We start from the raw sequence: 14,430 nt of genomic DNA on the forward strand, positions 1-14,430 counted from the left end.
CCTTCGGGCGGGGGAACGGCGACGGCCGGGACGAGGATGTCCCGGCCGTCGCCGTTCCCGCGATCCCCGCTGCCGCGCACGGCACCCCCGTGTCCGTGCGTGGCCGGGTGGTCCAGGGTGCGCGGACCCGCATCACACAGGTGTCACCGCGGCGTCACACCCGCGGCCCGTGCACCCCCGAGCGCACACGGACCTGCGGGCCGACGAGCCGACGACGACCACGACGCGATCACGTCAGCACGTGGCGCACCATCGTGAAGAACTGCGCCGACGGCTCGATGCCGAGTTCCGTACGGAGCAGCCCGCGGAAGGCCTTGAAGTGGCGTACCGCCTCCGCCAGGTTGTTCTCGGCGAGGTGGACCGTCACGACCGCGCGGTGCGCGCTCTCGCGCAGCGGGTCGATCCGGGTGCTCTCCAACGCGGCCTCGAGGGCGGGCGCGTACTGCTCCTGGGCGACGAGCCGCGCCGACAGCGCCTCCAGGGCGTGCAGCCGCAGCTGGTGCAGCCGCTCGCGCTCGAACACCACCCAGTCCTGGTACCAGCCGGGCAGCAGCTCGCCCATGCCGAGCAGCGAGGCGCACGCGGCCCCGGTTCCCTCCGCCGGGGCCGCGAGAATGTGGTGTGCCGTGGTGGTGAAGTCCTGGATGTCCATCCGGACGCGCCCGTCGAGCGAGAGCACCCCGGACCGTGCGTCCGCGACCACCGAACTCGCCCCGTTGAGGCGCCAGATGGCGGTACGAAGACAGGCCCGCGCGCGTTCCTCGGTGACATCGGGCCACAGCGTCCCCGCGAGGGCCGACCGTGTCGCCGAGCCGCGCAGCGCGAGCAGGGCGATCAACTGCTGCCCGCTGGCGGGGACGCCGACCGGCACCGCGCCCCGGCCGTCGTCGCGGCTGAGCTGGAATCCCCCGAGGAGACTCAGCCGCAGAGCGGGTGGTGCGTCCTCGCACACCGCCGGACATTCCGTGACGGCCATCTGTACCCCCTGTAGAGCAACCCGCCCCTGACCTGGCACGAACCTACGCCGCGGGTCACCAGGGGTGCCTCAGGGAACCGCCCAGGGATATCCCCGGTGTGCCGGGCCCGAGGCCGCGGCGGTCATGACGACGCGCGGTGCTCCTGCGGCGTGAAGTGGCTCACGAGCCCGATACGGGAGGTGATGCCGAGCTTCGTGTATGTGTGGCCCAGGTGGTACTCGATGGTCTTGACGCTCAGCGCGAGCGCGGTGGCGATCTGCCGGTTGGTCAGACCCTGCGACGCGAGGCGCGCGACGGCCAGCTCCTGCGGGGTGAGCCCGTCGGCGGCGGGTCCGGCGGCCGCCGGTTCCTGCGCGGACCGTGGCGGCGCGGCCCGGCCGCAGGCGTCCAACTCCCTTTCGCAGCGCGCCAAGTAGGGGGCCGCGCCCAGTGCGCGCATCGTGGTGTACGCGGCGTGCAGCTGCTCCACGGCGACCGAGCGGCGGCCGATCCGGCGCAGGAACGCCCCGTGGTCGAGTTCAACGCGGGCCCGGCCGAAGGGCGAGGGAACCTGCGCGGCCTGGTCGTGGGCGCGCAGGAAGGACGCCTGGGCGCGGTCGGTCTCGCGCCGCGCCGCGTGCAGATTTCCGCGCACCCGCGCCGCGGCGGCAAGCGCCGAGTGCCGCCCCCGGGCCGCCGCCCGCTCCTCGTACGGGGCGAGCACGGCCTCGGCCTCGTCGAACTCCCCGAGGTGGATCAGCGCGTCGACGATCAGTTCACGCCAGGCCACCACGCCCGGCTCGTTCACCCCGTCGTGCGAGGCGAAACCGAGGAGCGGCCGCAGCGCCTCGACGACCCGCTCGGGCTCCGCGCGGGCCTCGGCGAAGCGGCCGTGCGCCGATGCCGCGTACGCGAAGGCCAGCGCGCTCTCGTCGCAGCCGGGCGCGTCGAGGGCGAGCCGCAGATGCACCGAAGCCCGCTCCCATTCGCCGCGCGCCGACAGGATCCAGCAGGCGATGGCGTGCGTCACGGGCTTGAGCCACGATTGCTCGGTGTCGTCGGCGATCGACGCGGACGCCTCCGCGTGGATCAGCGCCTCGTCCCAGTCGCCGAGCCGGTGCAGGGTCTGGGCGAGCGCCGATGCCGAGAGCAGCCGCAGCGGCACGGTCCCCCTGCGGCAGCTCGCCACCGCCCCGAGCAGGTCGCAGCGGGCGCCCGGCAGATCGTCCGACCACAGCCTCAACTGCCCCCGCGCAAGCAGGAGATCGATGCTCGACGGCGGCACGAGCAGCGGATCGGGCAGCTCGCCGGCGAGCTCGATGCCCTTCTGGGCGAATCCGCTCAGGCCAAGCGCCAGAAGGTGGTTGAAGCGCAGCATCCGGCTCGGCCCCTGCAGGGTGGACAGGCGCTGCGCGCGCTCCGCCCACCGCGCGGCGTCGGCGGCCCGCCCGCGCATCACGGCGGCGTAGCTCAACTGCTCGGCGGCCCGCGCGGCCAGCGACGGGTCGTTCTCGTGGTCGCACTGGTCCCAGGCGTCGACGAGCAGCGTCTGCGCCTGTTCCATACGTCCCTGGACGCGGGCCACATAGCCGCGGACGTAGCCCCGCAGCGCGGGATCCGCGCTCTCCGGAAGGCCCGCGGCGAGCTCGGCCGACTCGTGCACCCGGCCGTCCAGCAGCAGCGCCTCGACGGCCTCGACGGCGAGCCGGTCGCGCTCCAGGTCGGTCGTCGCAACGCGCGACGCGTGCCGCAGATGCGTTCCCGCGACCGCCCACTGCCCGGTGGCGGCCTCCCGCCGGGCGCATGCGGCGAGGGCGGCGGCTAGGTGTTCGTCGGGGCCCGTCGCGGCGAGCACGCGGTGGCGCAGGCTGGAGTACTCGTCGCCGACCAGCGCGGCGGCCCGGGTGTGCAGGGCGGCCCGGTGGGCAGGGCCGATGTCCTGATAGACGGCGGCGTGCACCAGGGGGTGCGGGAAGGCGATCTCGGGCGCGGCCCCGGCGGGCAGCTCAAGCAACAGCCCTGCCTTGACGGCCCGTTCGAGCGCGGGCAGCGGTGCGGACACCCGCGCGAGCGAGGCGGCCACGCTCAGCGGGCTGGAGAGCCCGAGCACGCTGACCGCCTGCACGAGCCGCAGCGTCTGGGCTCCGCACTCGGCGAGGTTGGCGAGCACCAGCATGGCGTACGAACGAGGAGCGGGCAGCGGCGTCGCCACGTCCCGCAGGACACGGTCCGGCACCTGGTCGAGCAGGGCGCGGGCGTGCAGCGGATTGCCGTGCGTGTGTTCATGGAGTCGTACGGAAGCGGAGTGCGGGAGCCGGTCGGTGCCCAACTGGACGCTGAGCGAGCCGAGTTCGTCCGGGCTGAGTCCTTCGAGGGGGATCCGGCGGGTGCGGACGTCGCCGAGCAGGCGACGGATGCCGTCCGGCAGTTGGGGTGCGGCCGGGTCCCGTGCCGTCACGATCGCCAGGACCTTGTCGACGCGAAGCCGCCGCAGGGCGAACGTCAGCGCGTTCAGGGACGCGGAGTCCGCCCAGTGCGCGTCGTCGAGCACCAGAATGACGGGCCCCTTGTCCTGGAGCTCGCTCAGCAGGTCGAGCAGCCCGAACCCGGCCGCGAGCGGCGGCAGCGTGCCGGGCGCCGAGCGGGGCACACGGACCAGCGATCCGAGGCAGTCCGGCAGCGGGATGGGGCTCTGCCCGACGAACTGGGCGAGCACCCCGCACGGCAGCGCGCTCTCGTTCTCCTCACCGCTGGCCTGCAGCACGCAGGCGTCGCCCGCCGTGTCCAGGAACCTGCGGACCAGCGCGGTCTTGCCGATCCCGCCGGGCCCGTCGATCAGCACGAGGCGCGGCACGCCGTCGCACGCCTGCCGGAACTCCTCCTGGAGCGCGGCGAGTTCGTGTGTACGCCCCGCGAACGCCGCGCCGGGCGCCGGAGTATGGACATGGCCGTTCAGCGTGTTCCCGGACGTCATCACCGCCCCCACCTGTCGACACCCGGTACGGCCGCCCGGACTGTGACGGCGAATCGTGCCGGGCGCATGACCCTGAACGTCCACGATGATGCCGAAACCGCTCTCGGTACAAGCTGATTCCCCACTCCCGAAGAGCGGTTTCCCGCCGGGCGGGATCAGACGTCACAGGAGTCGTCACCCGTAGCGGACGAGGGCGCCGACTCGGGCGGAGGTTCGAGGAGCGACAGGAGCTCGAGCCAGCCGTGGAACGGCGTACCCCGGCCCGTGTCCTCCTCGCCGTCTTCTTCGTCCACGACGTTCCCGTGCACGCCCCCGGGGGAGCGGAACACCTCGATGACGTAGCGCACAACGCCCTCCCGGGGGCCGGCACAGCCCCGAACGTGACACATCGCGACAGCGCAAGCCTAGGAACCCCGGGCCGCCCGGCGCTTCGGGGACTCACCTGGGGATGACCCCAGTCCTAGGACCCGGGGGTGCGCCGAAGCGCCCCTTACGTGACGTGATCACCACCCATCGCGGTAGCTGTCCGCCCTATGATCGTCACTCCACGTGCTAGGCGCGTGCCGGGGAGCGGCGACGACTGGGGGCGGTATGGCGGCGGGTGGATCGGCGTCGAGGCGCGCGCAAGAGGCGAGGCGGCAGGAGCGTCTGCTGCGTGAGCAGTGGCAAGCGGCCAGAGAGCGGGCACGCCGCTGGGAGGCCGGGAGCGAGGGTGAACGACGGGTCGCCGCCCAGCTGTTGGTCCTGACCGAACGTGGCTGGCGACTGCTGGTCGACCGCCGGTGGCCCGGGACGCGTTCGGCCAACGTGGACATGCTGCTGGTCGGCCCCGGCGGTGTCTTCGTCATCGACGTGAAGAACTGGCGGGCCGCCCCCGAGGTCGCGGAGGCACGGCTCAGCGCCGGAGGCCGTCCTCGCGACGACGACGCGGCGAAGCTGGCAGCGGTCACCTGGGCCGCGGAGAACGCGGTGGCCACGTTGGGCATGACGCCGGTGGCGGTTCAGTCCCTCATGGTCTTCGCCGGACACCGTGTGGACGCGCGTCTCGGCCGGATTCGACTGCTGGGCGAGCACGAAGCCGGTCCCGCTCTGCTGTCCGAGCCCTGCCGGCTGCGCCCCGAGGCGGTACGCGCCATTGCCGACCTCCTGGAACGAGTCTTCCCCGAGTACGAGGGATCGAAGGTCGCCAAGACCACGAGCGGGCCCTGTCGCTCCGCTGCCCAAGTGCCGGAGCCCGACGGCCTCTTCAACATCGACGGACTGCGTGACGCGGCCCTCGCCGAGGCCATGCGGGCACCGATCGAACAGTGGATGACCTTCCTCCATCCCGACCAAGTCGCCCTGGTGCGCCGGAACTGGGCGGGCCCGGCAAGGATCACCGGACCCGCGGGAACCGGAAAGACAGTGGTCGGCCTGCACCGCGCGGCCCATCTGGCCCAGCGCACGAGCGGACGGATCCTGTACGTCACCTTCGCCAACAACCTGCCCCGTGTGCAGGGCACCTTCCTGAAGGCGATGTCCCCCGCACTGGCCGACCGGGTCGACTTCAGCAGCCTCCACCGGTGGGCCCAGGAGTTCCTCCACGAGCGGGGCATCGACACGCGACTGCACGGCGACAAGGCGGAAACGGCCTTCAGCCTCGCGTGGAAGCAGGTCGGACGGGACAGCCGCCTGGCCGAGGTCGACCCCATGCCTTCCTACTGGCGTGAGGAGATCGACTACGTCATCAAGGGGCGCGGCCTCTCCTCCTACTCCGAGTACGCCGCCGTGCAGCGGCGCCGTCGCAGGACCGCCCTGCGCGGGGACCACAGGGAAGCGGTCTGGACCCTGTACGAGGCGTACGAGCAGCTCCGCGTCGAGCGCGGAGTGCACGACTTCAACGACATCCTCGCTCTGGCGCTTGCGGAAGCGAGCAGAGACGGCGTGCGGCATCGGTACGGCGCCGTGATCGTCGACGAGGTGCAGGACCTGACGCTTGTCGGGGTGCGCCTGCTGCATGCCCTGGTCGGCGACTCCCGCAACGGACTCCTCCTCATCGGTGACGGCCAGCAGGCCGTCTATCCGGGCGGATTCCGCCTGACCGACGCGGGGATCGACATCCGCGGTGACCGCGGCCAGGTGCTGCGTACCAACTACCGTAATTCCAAGGAGATCCTGGACACCGCCCTCGCCCTCGTCGCGGACGATGCCTTCGATGACATCGACGGCATCCGGACGCCGGGACGCCGCGATGTCGATCTCACGTACCGCGAGGGCCAGGTCGTCCGCGTGGTGAAGCAGACCGTGGCCGAACACGACCGGGCCATGCTCGATGCCCTGCGTGAGCTTTCGGCGGAGGCCCTGGGCGACGCTGCGGTGCTCTGTCCCTCGATGCGGGCCATCGGCCACTACCAGCGCCTTCTCGCCCAGGCATGCATCCCCACCTGCCTGTTGGAGCACTACGACGGCAGCCGCGCGGAGGGCGTGAAGCTGGGAACCTATCGCAGGGCGAAGGGACTTGAGTTCAAACGCGTATACCTGCCACAGCACGATGCCGCGCTCTCACCGGGCCTGCACCCGTCGGAAGCCGCCCGCGAGCGCGCGGAACTGGCCCGCAGCCGGCTCTTCGTCGCCATGACGCGTGCGCGTGACGTCCTGTGGCTGGGATTCGCGGGCCAGTAGTCGAGATACCCCGGAGGATTTTATAGCAAGTCGACGGTACGGATGAGGCGTCCCGACGAGGCGAGTATGGCAGCAGGGGAGCAGCGGCAACCCGACGAGGGAGCCGCACAGGCCGTGCACACGTGATGCCGAACTGCGGCGGCTCGGATCGGTATTGGACGGTGAGGGTGCCGGAGCCGCTCCGAGGCGGTGCGCGGATTCCATGCTCATCGTCCTGGACAACGCCCGCGACACGGAGCAAGTCGCGCCGCTGCTGCCGGCCGGCTCCTCCTGTTCCGTACTGATCACCAGCAGGAAACGCCTGGCGGGACTGGTGACGGCGCACAACGCCCAACCGATGCCGCTGGGCACGCTCTCCGCCGAGGAGGCGCGCGACCTGCTCACGAACCGATTCGCGGCGCGGGCCGAGGCGTTCCGGCTGCTGGGTCTTGCGCCGAGCCCGGACATCGGCCTTCCCGCTGCCGCCGCGCTCATCGGTGTAAAGGAGGAGCGGGCGGCGCGCGTACTGGCAGATCTGGAGCTCGCTTCGCTGATCGAACAGTACGTGCAGGGCCGCTACCGGATGCACGATCTGATCCGCCTGTACGCCGCCGAACGGGCGGAGCGCGACCACAACCGGAATCGCCGTGAAGCAGCGATGCGCAGGGTGCTCGACTTCTACGCCCGTACGGCCACGCGCGTACTGGGACCAACGACGGAGGACGACCGCGCATGGCCTTGGCTAGCGGCTGAGCACGCCTGTCTCCAGGCCGCCCAGCACAAGGCGGCCGATCTTGGGCTGCACAGGGCGGTCTGGAAGCTGGCGCGTGCGCTGGACACGTTCCACTACCGGGGAGGACAGGCCGAGGAACAGATCGCCGCCTGCCGTGCGGGCCTTGACGCGGCCCGGCAACTGAACAACCCCGACAGCCTCGCCCGCGCCTACCGGCTGCTCGGCGGCGCGTGTACGCGAGCTCACCGGTACGAGGAAGCCATCGCCCACCTCGACAAGGCCCTGCTCCTGGCCAGGAGCAGCGGCAACCGCCCCAGCCGCGCAAAGACCCACCAGGCGTTGGCCCGTGCCTGGGAGAAACTCGGTGTGTGTGAACGGGCGCGGGACCACGCCACCGAGGCCCTGGCGCTCCACCGTGCTCTCGGCAACACCACGGGCGAGGCGCGTGCGCTCAACCAAGTCGGCTGGAGCCTGGCCCAGTTGGGCGACCTGGAGGGAGCGGAGCAGCACTGTACAGCGGCGGCCTCGCTGTTCCGCCGCGCCGATGACCGCCACGGCCAGGCGAACACCCTGGACAGTCTGGGCTACATCGCGCACCTGGACGGCCGGTGCGGCCCCGCGGTCGACCACTACGAGCAGGCCCTCGCCCTGTTCCGGACTCTGGGCGACCAGTACCACCAAGCGGACACCCTGGCCCGCATGGCTCGGGCCCACGCGGCCCGCGGCCATGCGGAGCCGGCGGCGGCTTGGCAGCAGGCGCTGCGCCTGTACCGGACCCAGCATCGTGACAGCGAGGCGCAACGGGTGCGGCAGGAGGCGGAGTCGGCGGGCCTACTCGATGGCGGGCGGAGTCAGGCCCGGCCGTACTGATGCGGCGTCTGTACCGTGCCGCCGAGTTCGCGGGCCGCGCGCCGTGCCCAGTACGGGTCGCGGAGGAGTTCGCGGCCCAGCAGGACCGCGTCCGCCTCGCCGTTGGCGAGGATCTTGTGGGCCTGCGCCGGTTCCGTGATCAGGCCTACGGCGGCGACCGGCAGGTCCGTCTCGGCCTTGACGCGGGCGGCGAAGGGGACCTGGTAGCCGGGGCCGATCGGCATGCGGACGCCTGCCGCGTTGCCGCCGGTGGAGACGTCCAGGAGGTCTACGCCGTGGGCCTTCAGGAGCCTGGCGAAGCGGACGGTGTCGTCCGGGGTCCAGCCGTTCTGCTCCAGCCAGTCGGTGGCCGAGATGCGGAAGAAGAGCGGCTTGTCATCGGGCCACACCTTCCGTACGGCGTCGACGACTTCGAGGGCGAAGCGGGTGCGCCCCTCGAAGGAACCGCCGTACTCGTCGGTGCGCTCATTGCTGTGCGGGGAGAGGAACTCGCCGATCAAGTAGCCGTGCGCGCCGTGTACTTCGACGACCTCGAAGCCCGCCTCCAGCGCGCGTCCGGCGGCCGCCGCGAACTGCCCGATGATTTCCTGGATCTGATCGACAGTCAGCTCTGTCGGTACGGTGTGGTGCTCGTCGAATGCCAGCGGGCTCGGGCCCAGCGGCTGCCAGCCCTCCGCGTCCGGGGCGAGCGGTGCGCCGCCCTTCCAGGGGCGGTCTGTGCTTGCCTTGCGGCCTGCGTGCGCTATCTGGATGCCGACGCGGCTGCCCCTGCTCTTGGCGAAGTCGGTGATCCGGCGCAGTGCGTTGACCTGCGTGTCGTTCCAGATGCCCAAGTCGTAAGGCGAGATGCGGCCCTCAGGGCTGACAGCCGTCGCCTCCGTAATGATGAGGCCGGTGCCACCCGCGGCGCGCGCCGCGTAGTGGGCGAAGTGCCACTCGTTGGCGACGCCGGCGTTCGGTCCGAACGCCTCTGCCGAGTACTGGCACATCGGCGCCATCCATACGCGGTTGGGGATGGTCAGCGATCGCAGGGTGTAGGGCTCGAACAGTGTGCTCACGGCGGACTCCATATCGCGTGCGGTCTCGGATGCCGCTAGTACGATAAACCTCGTAGTACGGTGGATGTCAAACTACGAAGCTCCTCGTACAATGGAGCGCGTCGATGAAGCGTCGATGATGAGGCTGACGGCGTCGATGAGTACGGCGATGACGATGACGGACGCCTGGATGAAGTGGAGCCGCCATGACTACCGACGCAGCGAGCAGCCGACCGCTCGCTCATCCCGAGCGGTCGGAGATCCGGCTCGAGGGCGTGCTGCACGCGCTGTCGGATCCCATCCGTCTGCTGATCGTGCGACAGCTGGCCGGCGACGGTGAAGGCGCGGGACCCGGGCTCTCCTGTTCGCAGATCGAGCTGCCCGTCACGAAGTCCACGAGCACGCATCACTACCGGGTGCTCCGCGAGAGCGGTGTGATCCAGCAGATCTACCGCGGCACCGCCAAGCTCAACGAGCTGCGCCGCGACGACCTGGACGCCCTCTTCCCGGGGCTGCTCGGCAGCGTCCTCGACGCGGCCACCGCGCAGGCCGAGCGGCCCGTCGTGCTGAGCTGACTGCTGAGCTGACTTCCGGGCGGCCCGCCGGTCAGGCGGCGCCGTGCGACGCGGCCGTCCAGAGTCCGGGCCAGTCCGGGATCTTCACCGGGCCGCGGCCCAGCGATGTGCCCAGCTCCGCCTCCGCCCGCTCGATCGACTGCCAGCCCGACCATTCGACGGGCCGGAACCCCGCGTCGCGGAGCGCGGTCAGCGGATCGTCGGGCACGTCCTTGCGTACGAGGACGGGGGCGTCGTCGAGCAGGGAGAGCACCGTCTCCTTGGCGCAGGGGCGGTTGGTCCCGATGACGCCGGTCGGGCCGCGCTTGATCCAGCCCGCCACGTACTCGCCGGGTGACGCCGCGCCCTCGCGCAGCACCCGCCCCGCCGCATGCGGCACCGTGCCCCGCTGCGGGTCGAACGGAAGCCCGTCGATGGGCACCCCGCGATACCCGACCGAGCGCAGCACCAGCTGGCCCGCGATGTCCTCGTACCGCCCCGAACCCGTCACCCCGCCCTGCCCGTCCGGCAGCGTCCGCTCGAAGCGCACCCCGCCGACGCGTCCCGCCGTCTCCGTCACGGCTACGGGGCGCAGGAAGAAACGGAGCCGGATGCGCCGGGGCAGACCGAGTACCGGACGCTCCGCCCAGCCGCGCAGGACCTCGATATTGCGGCGGACCGCGGCAGGCAGCCCCGCGGTGTCGGCGTACGCGGGATCGAGCGCCAACTCCGCCGGATCCACGACGACTTCGGTGTCCGGCAGCGAGCCGAGCTCACGCAGCTCCTTGGTGGTGAAGCGGGCCTGCGAAGGGCCCCGCCGCCCCACCATGTGCACCTCGCGGACCTTGCTCTCGGCCAGCGCGCCGAGCGCCGCCTGCGGCATGTCGGTGGGCCGCAGCTCGGCCACGCCGCGCGCCAGCATCCGGGCGACGTCCACCGCCACGTTCCCGACGCCGATGACGACGGCCGACTCCACGCCCCGTACGAAACCGTCGGCCTTCGCGTCCGGATGGGCGCTGTACCAGGACACGAACTCGGTCGCCGAGTAGCTCCCCGGCAGGTCCTCGCCCGGCACGCCGAGGTGGCGGTCCGCCGCCGCGCCCACGCAGTAGACGACCGCGTGGTAGAGGTCGAGCAGCCGGGCGGGAGGCAGGCCGTCGGGGCCGATCTCGATGCCGCCGAGGAAGCGGACGTTCTCGTGCTCGAGGACCGTACGCAGGTTGTTCTGGAGGGACTTGATCTTCTCGTGGTCGGGGGCGACTCCGTAGCGGACGAGGCCGTACGGGCAGGGCAGCCGGTCGAGTACGTCCACGTGCACCCCGGGCAGCCGGTCCTGCTGGACGAGGGTCTGCGCGGTGTAGACCCCGCTCGGGCCCGATCCGACGACGGCGACACGCAGCACGGCGGTGCTCCTTCCGCGAGGCGGCCTCGGGGGATGACTTCAGCATCGCACTCCGTAGCGGGAAGGGGGAGGGGGCGTGGGCCGCCGGGGCGCCCTGTGAGCGTGCCGTTCGTGACCTAATGAGATCGCACGGCTACCTTACGTATGTGTCGGAGAGCTCCTTTGTTGACGTATCTGATCACTGTCGACCGAATGCGGCGGAAGGCGCCGATGGTGGCCCGCTGCCGCTGCTGCCTCCCTGGTTCCATGTGCGGCTGACCTTCGGTGACGGCGCCGTCGTGGACGCGCGGGCCGTGGTGTCGGAGGGGCGGATCACCATCGGTGATCTGAGCGCCGGGCCGCCCGCCCCACCGGACGGCCACACCGCTCCCGCCGATTTCGCCGGGCCCGCCCGGCATCGCGCCCGCCCGTCGTGGCCACGCGGGCGCGAAGGGCGCAGGCTGGTGGCGGAGGCCTACCGGGCGGCGCAGAGCGAGGGGCGGGATCCGGTGCTCGCCGTGATGCGCGAGACCGGGCGCAGCCGCCGCAGATCGCTCAGGCTCGTCGCCGCGGCCCGCGACGCGGGGTTACTGCCGCCGCGCCACAACCGCCACTAGGGACTTCCGCAACGAGCAAGGAACGCCCCGGACCCGCGCCGCTCAGCCGCGCACGAAGTGGAAGATGCCCCACGTCAGGTGCCCCTGTCGGCCCCCGTCGATCCAGTGGCCGAGGCCCTTCTTCATCTGGGTCAGATAGTCGTGGCTGATCTGCCGGGCCAGACCGTCCGCCTCCTGCCGCGCCGTCTCCTCAAGCACGCGTGCGTAGTGCGTGGTCAGTTGTTCGCCGTGCTCCTCGAAGCCACCGTCAGTGCCGTCGGCAGGGGAGAAGCCGAGCCTGGACAGCTCCCGCCGGTAGAAGCCGGGTGAGCCCATGTCGTCCAGGTGGATCCGGTCGAGGATCGGCTGGAGCACACCCGCCGGGCAGTCGTCCGCGGCCATCGGGTCGGTGAAGATCAGGTGGCCGCCGGGCCGGAGCACCCGGGCGATCTCCTCCAGGACCCTGACGCGGTTTCCGCTGTGCAGGAAGGCGTCCTGCGACCAGACGACATCGACCTGCCCGTCGCCGTACGGGATGTCCTCGAAGGAGCCGTCCACGACGTCGATGCGGTCGGTCAGGCCGCGGCCCGCGTTCAGTTCCATGTGGCGCTGGTTCTCGACCTCGCTCAGGTTGAGCGCGATCACCCGGCAGCCTTGCCTCTCGGCCAGCTGACGGGCCGAGCCGCCGAAGCCCGAGCCGAGGTCGAGGACCACCGACTCCCGGGTCAGAGGCAGTTTGCCCGCCATCCGCTGGACTGTGCGGCGGCTGGCGTCCGCGATCGGTTCGCCCGGATTTTCGTAGAGGCCGATGTGGATGTCCTCGCCGCCCCACACCTTGGCGTAGAAGGTGTCCGCGTCGTGCGAGTTGTAGTAGCTGCGGGCGGTGCCGACCGCGCCGGTGTAGCGACTGTTCTCCTCGCCCTCCGTCCGGTACTCCTTCTCCGCCACATGCACGAAGAAGTCCGGCTGCTCGCCGCGGTACGTGTGCTGGAAGTCGCCGTACGTCTCCACCCTCTGGAAGCCCACGTCCGTCATGAGCTTCCTGGTGTACTCCTTGCGCAGCGGGAACATGTTGAGGTGGTACACGGAGTCGTCCGGGAACCGGTACCGCATGCGGCACAGCCCCTCGTCGACGTACTCCGGCTCCACGGCGACGTCCTCGCCGCAGTAGTAGTACCTGTGCTTGCTGGTGTAGCCGTCGTCCAGGATCGCGTCGTAGTTGCGCTGGTCGAGGACCAGAATGCCGTCGTGCTTGAGCATCGCGTAGAACTCGGCGAGCGCCTTGCGGCGGTCGCGCTCCGAGAACAGATGCGTGAAGGAGTTGCCGAGACAGACGATGGCGTCGTATTCGCCGTGCACATCGCGGTTGAGCCAGCGCCAGTCGGCCTGGACGACCCGCATGATGTGGCCGCCCTTCTGCATACCGTTGGCGAAGGCCATGGACAGCATCTCGGCGCTGCCGTCGGCGCTGACGGTCTCGAATCCGGTGGCGAGCAGGCGCACCGAGTGGAATCCGGTGCCCGTGGCGACGTCGAGGACGCTTCGCACGCCCCGCTTGCGCAGCAGGTCGATGAAGAACGTCCCCTCGCTCTCCGCCCGCTTCTCCCAATCTATGAGTGAGTCCCACTTCTCGACGAAGCTGGGTACGTATTCTTCCGTGTAGTGCCCGGTTTCTCGTACTTCGACAGGGTTGTCGCCGAACTCTTGGGCCGGTTGCACGATGATGGAGAACCCTTCAATTGTCGGGATTCCGCTTGAGGGCATCGCTATCCACCCTCGAAGGCTTCATTCCTCCGACTGCCGTATACATGGCACAAGTTGCGGAGCCCTCACATCTCCCGCATCCTCCCGATCTCCGCCGTCTGCTGCGCGATCACATCGTTCGCCATCTCCTCGACCTGGATGTTGTTGCCGTCGGACAGCACATCCGTCGCCATGGTGACCGCACCGCTGTGGTGAGTGATCATCAGTTTCAGGAAGAGTTCGTCGAACGCCTTGCCCTTCGCGGCGCGCAACTGCTTCAGCTGCGCCTCCGTCGCCATGCCCGGCATCGTTCCGTGGCCGCCGTGTCCGTGCTGCTCCTGCTTCTTCTTCGCGCCGCCGTGGCTCTTCAGCCAGCCTTTCATCGCGCCGATCTCCGGACGCTGCGCGGCCGTGATGCGGTCGGCGAGGCGCTTCACCTTCGCGGAGTCCGCCCGGTCGGGGGCGAGTTCGGTCATCTCGAGGGCCTGCGCGTGGTGCGTGATCATCATCTGGGTGTAGCTGAAGTCCGCCGAGTTGGGGGTGTCGTCGTCGGATCTCTTCTTGGCGGCGTCCTCGGCGGACATGGTCGCGGCCTTCTCGCCCGGTTTCCCCGGAGCGATCACGGACGGGCCTGGAGCCGCCTTCTTGCCGGGAGTTGACCCGTCGTCGGAGTCGGAGGTGCAGGCGCCGAGCGCGAGGGCGGCTGCCGTGACGGCGGCCGTGAGGAACACGGTTGTGGCGGGCGTACGGCGGTTGAGCACGGCTGCCTCCTGTGGCGCGCGGGGGAGTTGGGGGAGTTGGGGACCGTCCTGGCGCGCTTACGCGCGTGAGTGATCAAAAACTTTCATTACGGGTACGTTGCCATCTATTGATCTGTGCATGATGAGCACGATACTGCGGGGTGTCCGTGAACCGTTCAACCATGAACGGCGACTAGGGAGGGCAC

The 14,430-nt window shown here is 70.6% G+C and carries 11 protein-coding genes; 4 read left to right on the plus strand and 7 right to left on the minus strand.

Features of this window, described 5'->3' with window-relative positions:
- Positions 1–229 precede the first annotated feature (229 nt).
- The 3 genes from AB0O76_RS05150 to AB0O76_RS05160 form a co-directional block, all read right to left on the minus strand.
- On the minus strand, positions 230–976 hold the full coding sequence (locus AB0O76_RS05150) for a BTAD domain-containing putative transcriptional regulator (RefSeq protein WP_365485639.1): 747 nt from the start codon (positions 974–976) through the stop codon (positions 230–232).
- Positions 977–1,098: 122 nt separating this feature from the next.
- Positions 1,099–3,930 carry an AAA family ATPase gene (locus AB0O76_RS05155; protein WP_365485641.1) on the minus strand — a complete coding sequence of 944 codons (2,832 nt, stop codon included), beginning with the start codon at positions 3,928–3,930 and terminating at the stop codon, positions 1,099–1,101.
- 155 nt (positions 3,931–4,085) lie between these two features.
- Positions 4,086–4,277 carry a hypothetical protein gene (locus AB0O76_RS05160; RefSeq protein WP_365485643.1) on the minus strand — a complete coding sequence of 64 codons (192 nt, stop codon included), beginning with the start codon at positions 4,275–4,277 and terminating at the stop codon, positions 4,086–4,088.
- Positions 4,278–4,521: 244 nt separating this feature from the next.
- On the opposite strand from AB0O76_RS05160, the gene AB0O76_RS05165 reads away from it, so the two are divergent.
- Together AB0O76_RS05165 and AB0O76_RS05170 are read left to right on the plus strand one after the other, a co-directional pair.
- Entirely contained in the window at positions 4,522–6,591 is a 2,070-nt protein-coding gene (locus AB0O76_RS05165) for a UvrD-helicase domain-containing protein (RefSeq protein ID WP_365485645.1), read from the plus strand.
- A gap of 202 nt (positions 6,592–6,793) precedes the next feature.
- Positions 6,794–8,173: a tetratricopeptide repeat protein gene (locus tag AB0O76_RS05170; RefSeq protein ID WP_365485647.1), complete on the plus strand. Its 1,380-nt coding sequence runs from the start codon at positions 6,794–6,796 to the stop codon at positions 8,171–8,173.
- Here the strand turns inward: AB0O76_RS05170 and AB0O76_RS05175 are convergent.
- The gene (locus AB0O76_RS05175; protein ID WP_365485649.1) at positions 8,155–9,231 is read right to left on the minus strand and encodes an NADH:flavin oxidoreductase/NADH oxidase; all 1,077 of its coding nucleotides are present in this window, start codon (positions 9,229–9,231) and stop codon (positions 8,155–8,157) included. The two genes, AB0O76_RS05170 and AB0O76_RS05175, sit on opposite strands and share 19 nt — an antisense overlap.
- Before the next feature lie 185 nt (positions 9,232–9,416).
- On the opposite strand from AB0O76_RS05175, the gene AB0O76_RS05180 reads away from it, so the two are divergent.
- The gene (locus AB0O76_RS05180) at positions 9,417–9,785 is read left to right on the plus strand and encodes a helix-turn-helix transcriptional regulator (protein WP_365485651.1); all 369 of its coding nucleotides are present in this window, start codon (positions 9,417–9,419) and stop codon (positions 9,783–9,785) included.
- Positions 9,786–9,816: 31 nt separating this feature from the next.
- On the opposite strand, the gene AB0O76_RS05185 is transcribed toward AB0O76_RS05180, so the two are convergent.
- On the minus strand, positions 9,817–11,166 hold the full coding sequence (locus AB0O76_RS05185; RefSeq protein ID WP_365485653.1) for an FAD-dependent oxidoreductase: 1,350 nt from the start codon (positions 11,164–11,166) through the stop codon (positions 9,817–9,819).
- 221 nt (positions 11,167–11,387) lie between these two features.
- Between AB0O76_RS05185 and AB0O76_RS05190 the strand changes: the two genes are divergently transcribed.
- Positions 11,388–11,762 carry a DUF6214 family protein gene (locus AB0O76_RS05190; protein WP_365486325.1) on the plus strand — a complete coding sequence of 125 codons (375 nt, stop codon included), beginning with the start codon at positions 11,388–11,390 and terminating at the stop codon, positions 11,760–11,762.
- Positions 11,763–11,804: 42 nt separating this feature from the next.
- Here AB0O76_RS05190 and AB0O76_RS05195 read toward each other — a convergent pair whose 3' ends face one another.
- Complete coding sequence (locus AB0O76_RS05195) at positions 11,805–13,460, minus strand: methyltransferase domain-containing protein (RefSeq protein WP_365485655.1); 1,656 nt, start codon at positions 13,458–13,460, stop codon at positions 11,805–11,807.
- Between the two features lie 110 nt (positions 13,461–13,570).
- Positions 13,571–14,245 carry a DUF305 domain-containing protein gene (locus AB0O76_RS05200; RefSeq protein ID WP_365485657.1) on the minus strand — a complete coding sequence of 225 codons (675 nt, stop codon included), beginning with the start codon at positions 14,243–14,245 and terminating at the stop codon, positions 13,571–13,573.
- Positions 14,246–14,430 lie beyond the last annotated feature (185 nt).

The organism is Streptomyces sp. NPDC086554, from assembly GCF_040686095.1.
Lineage (GTDB): Bacteria > Actinomycetota > Actinomycetes > Streptomycetales > Streptomycetaceae > Streptomyces.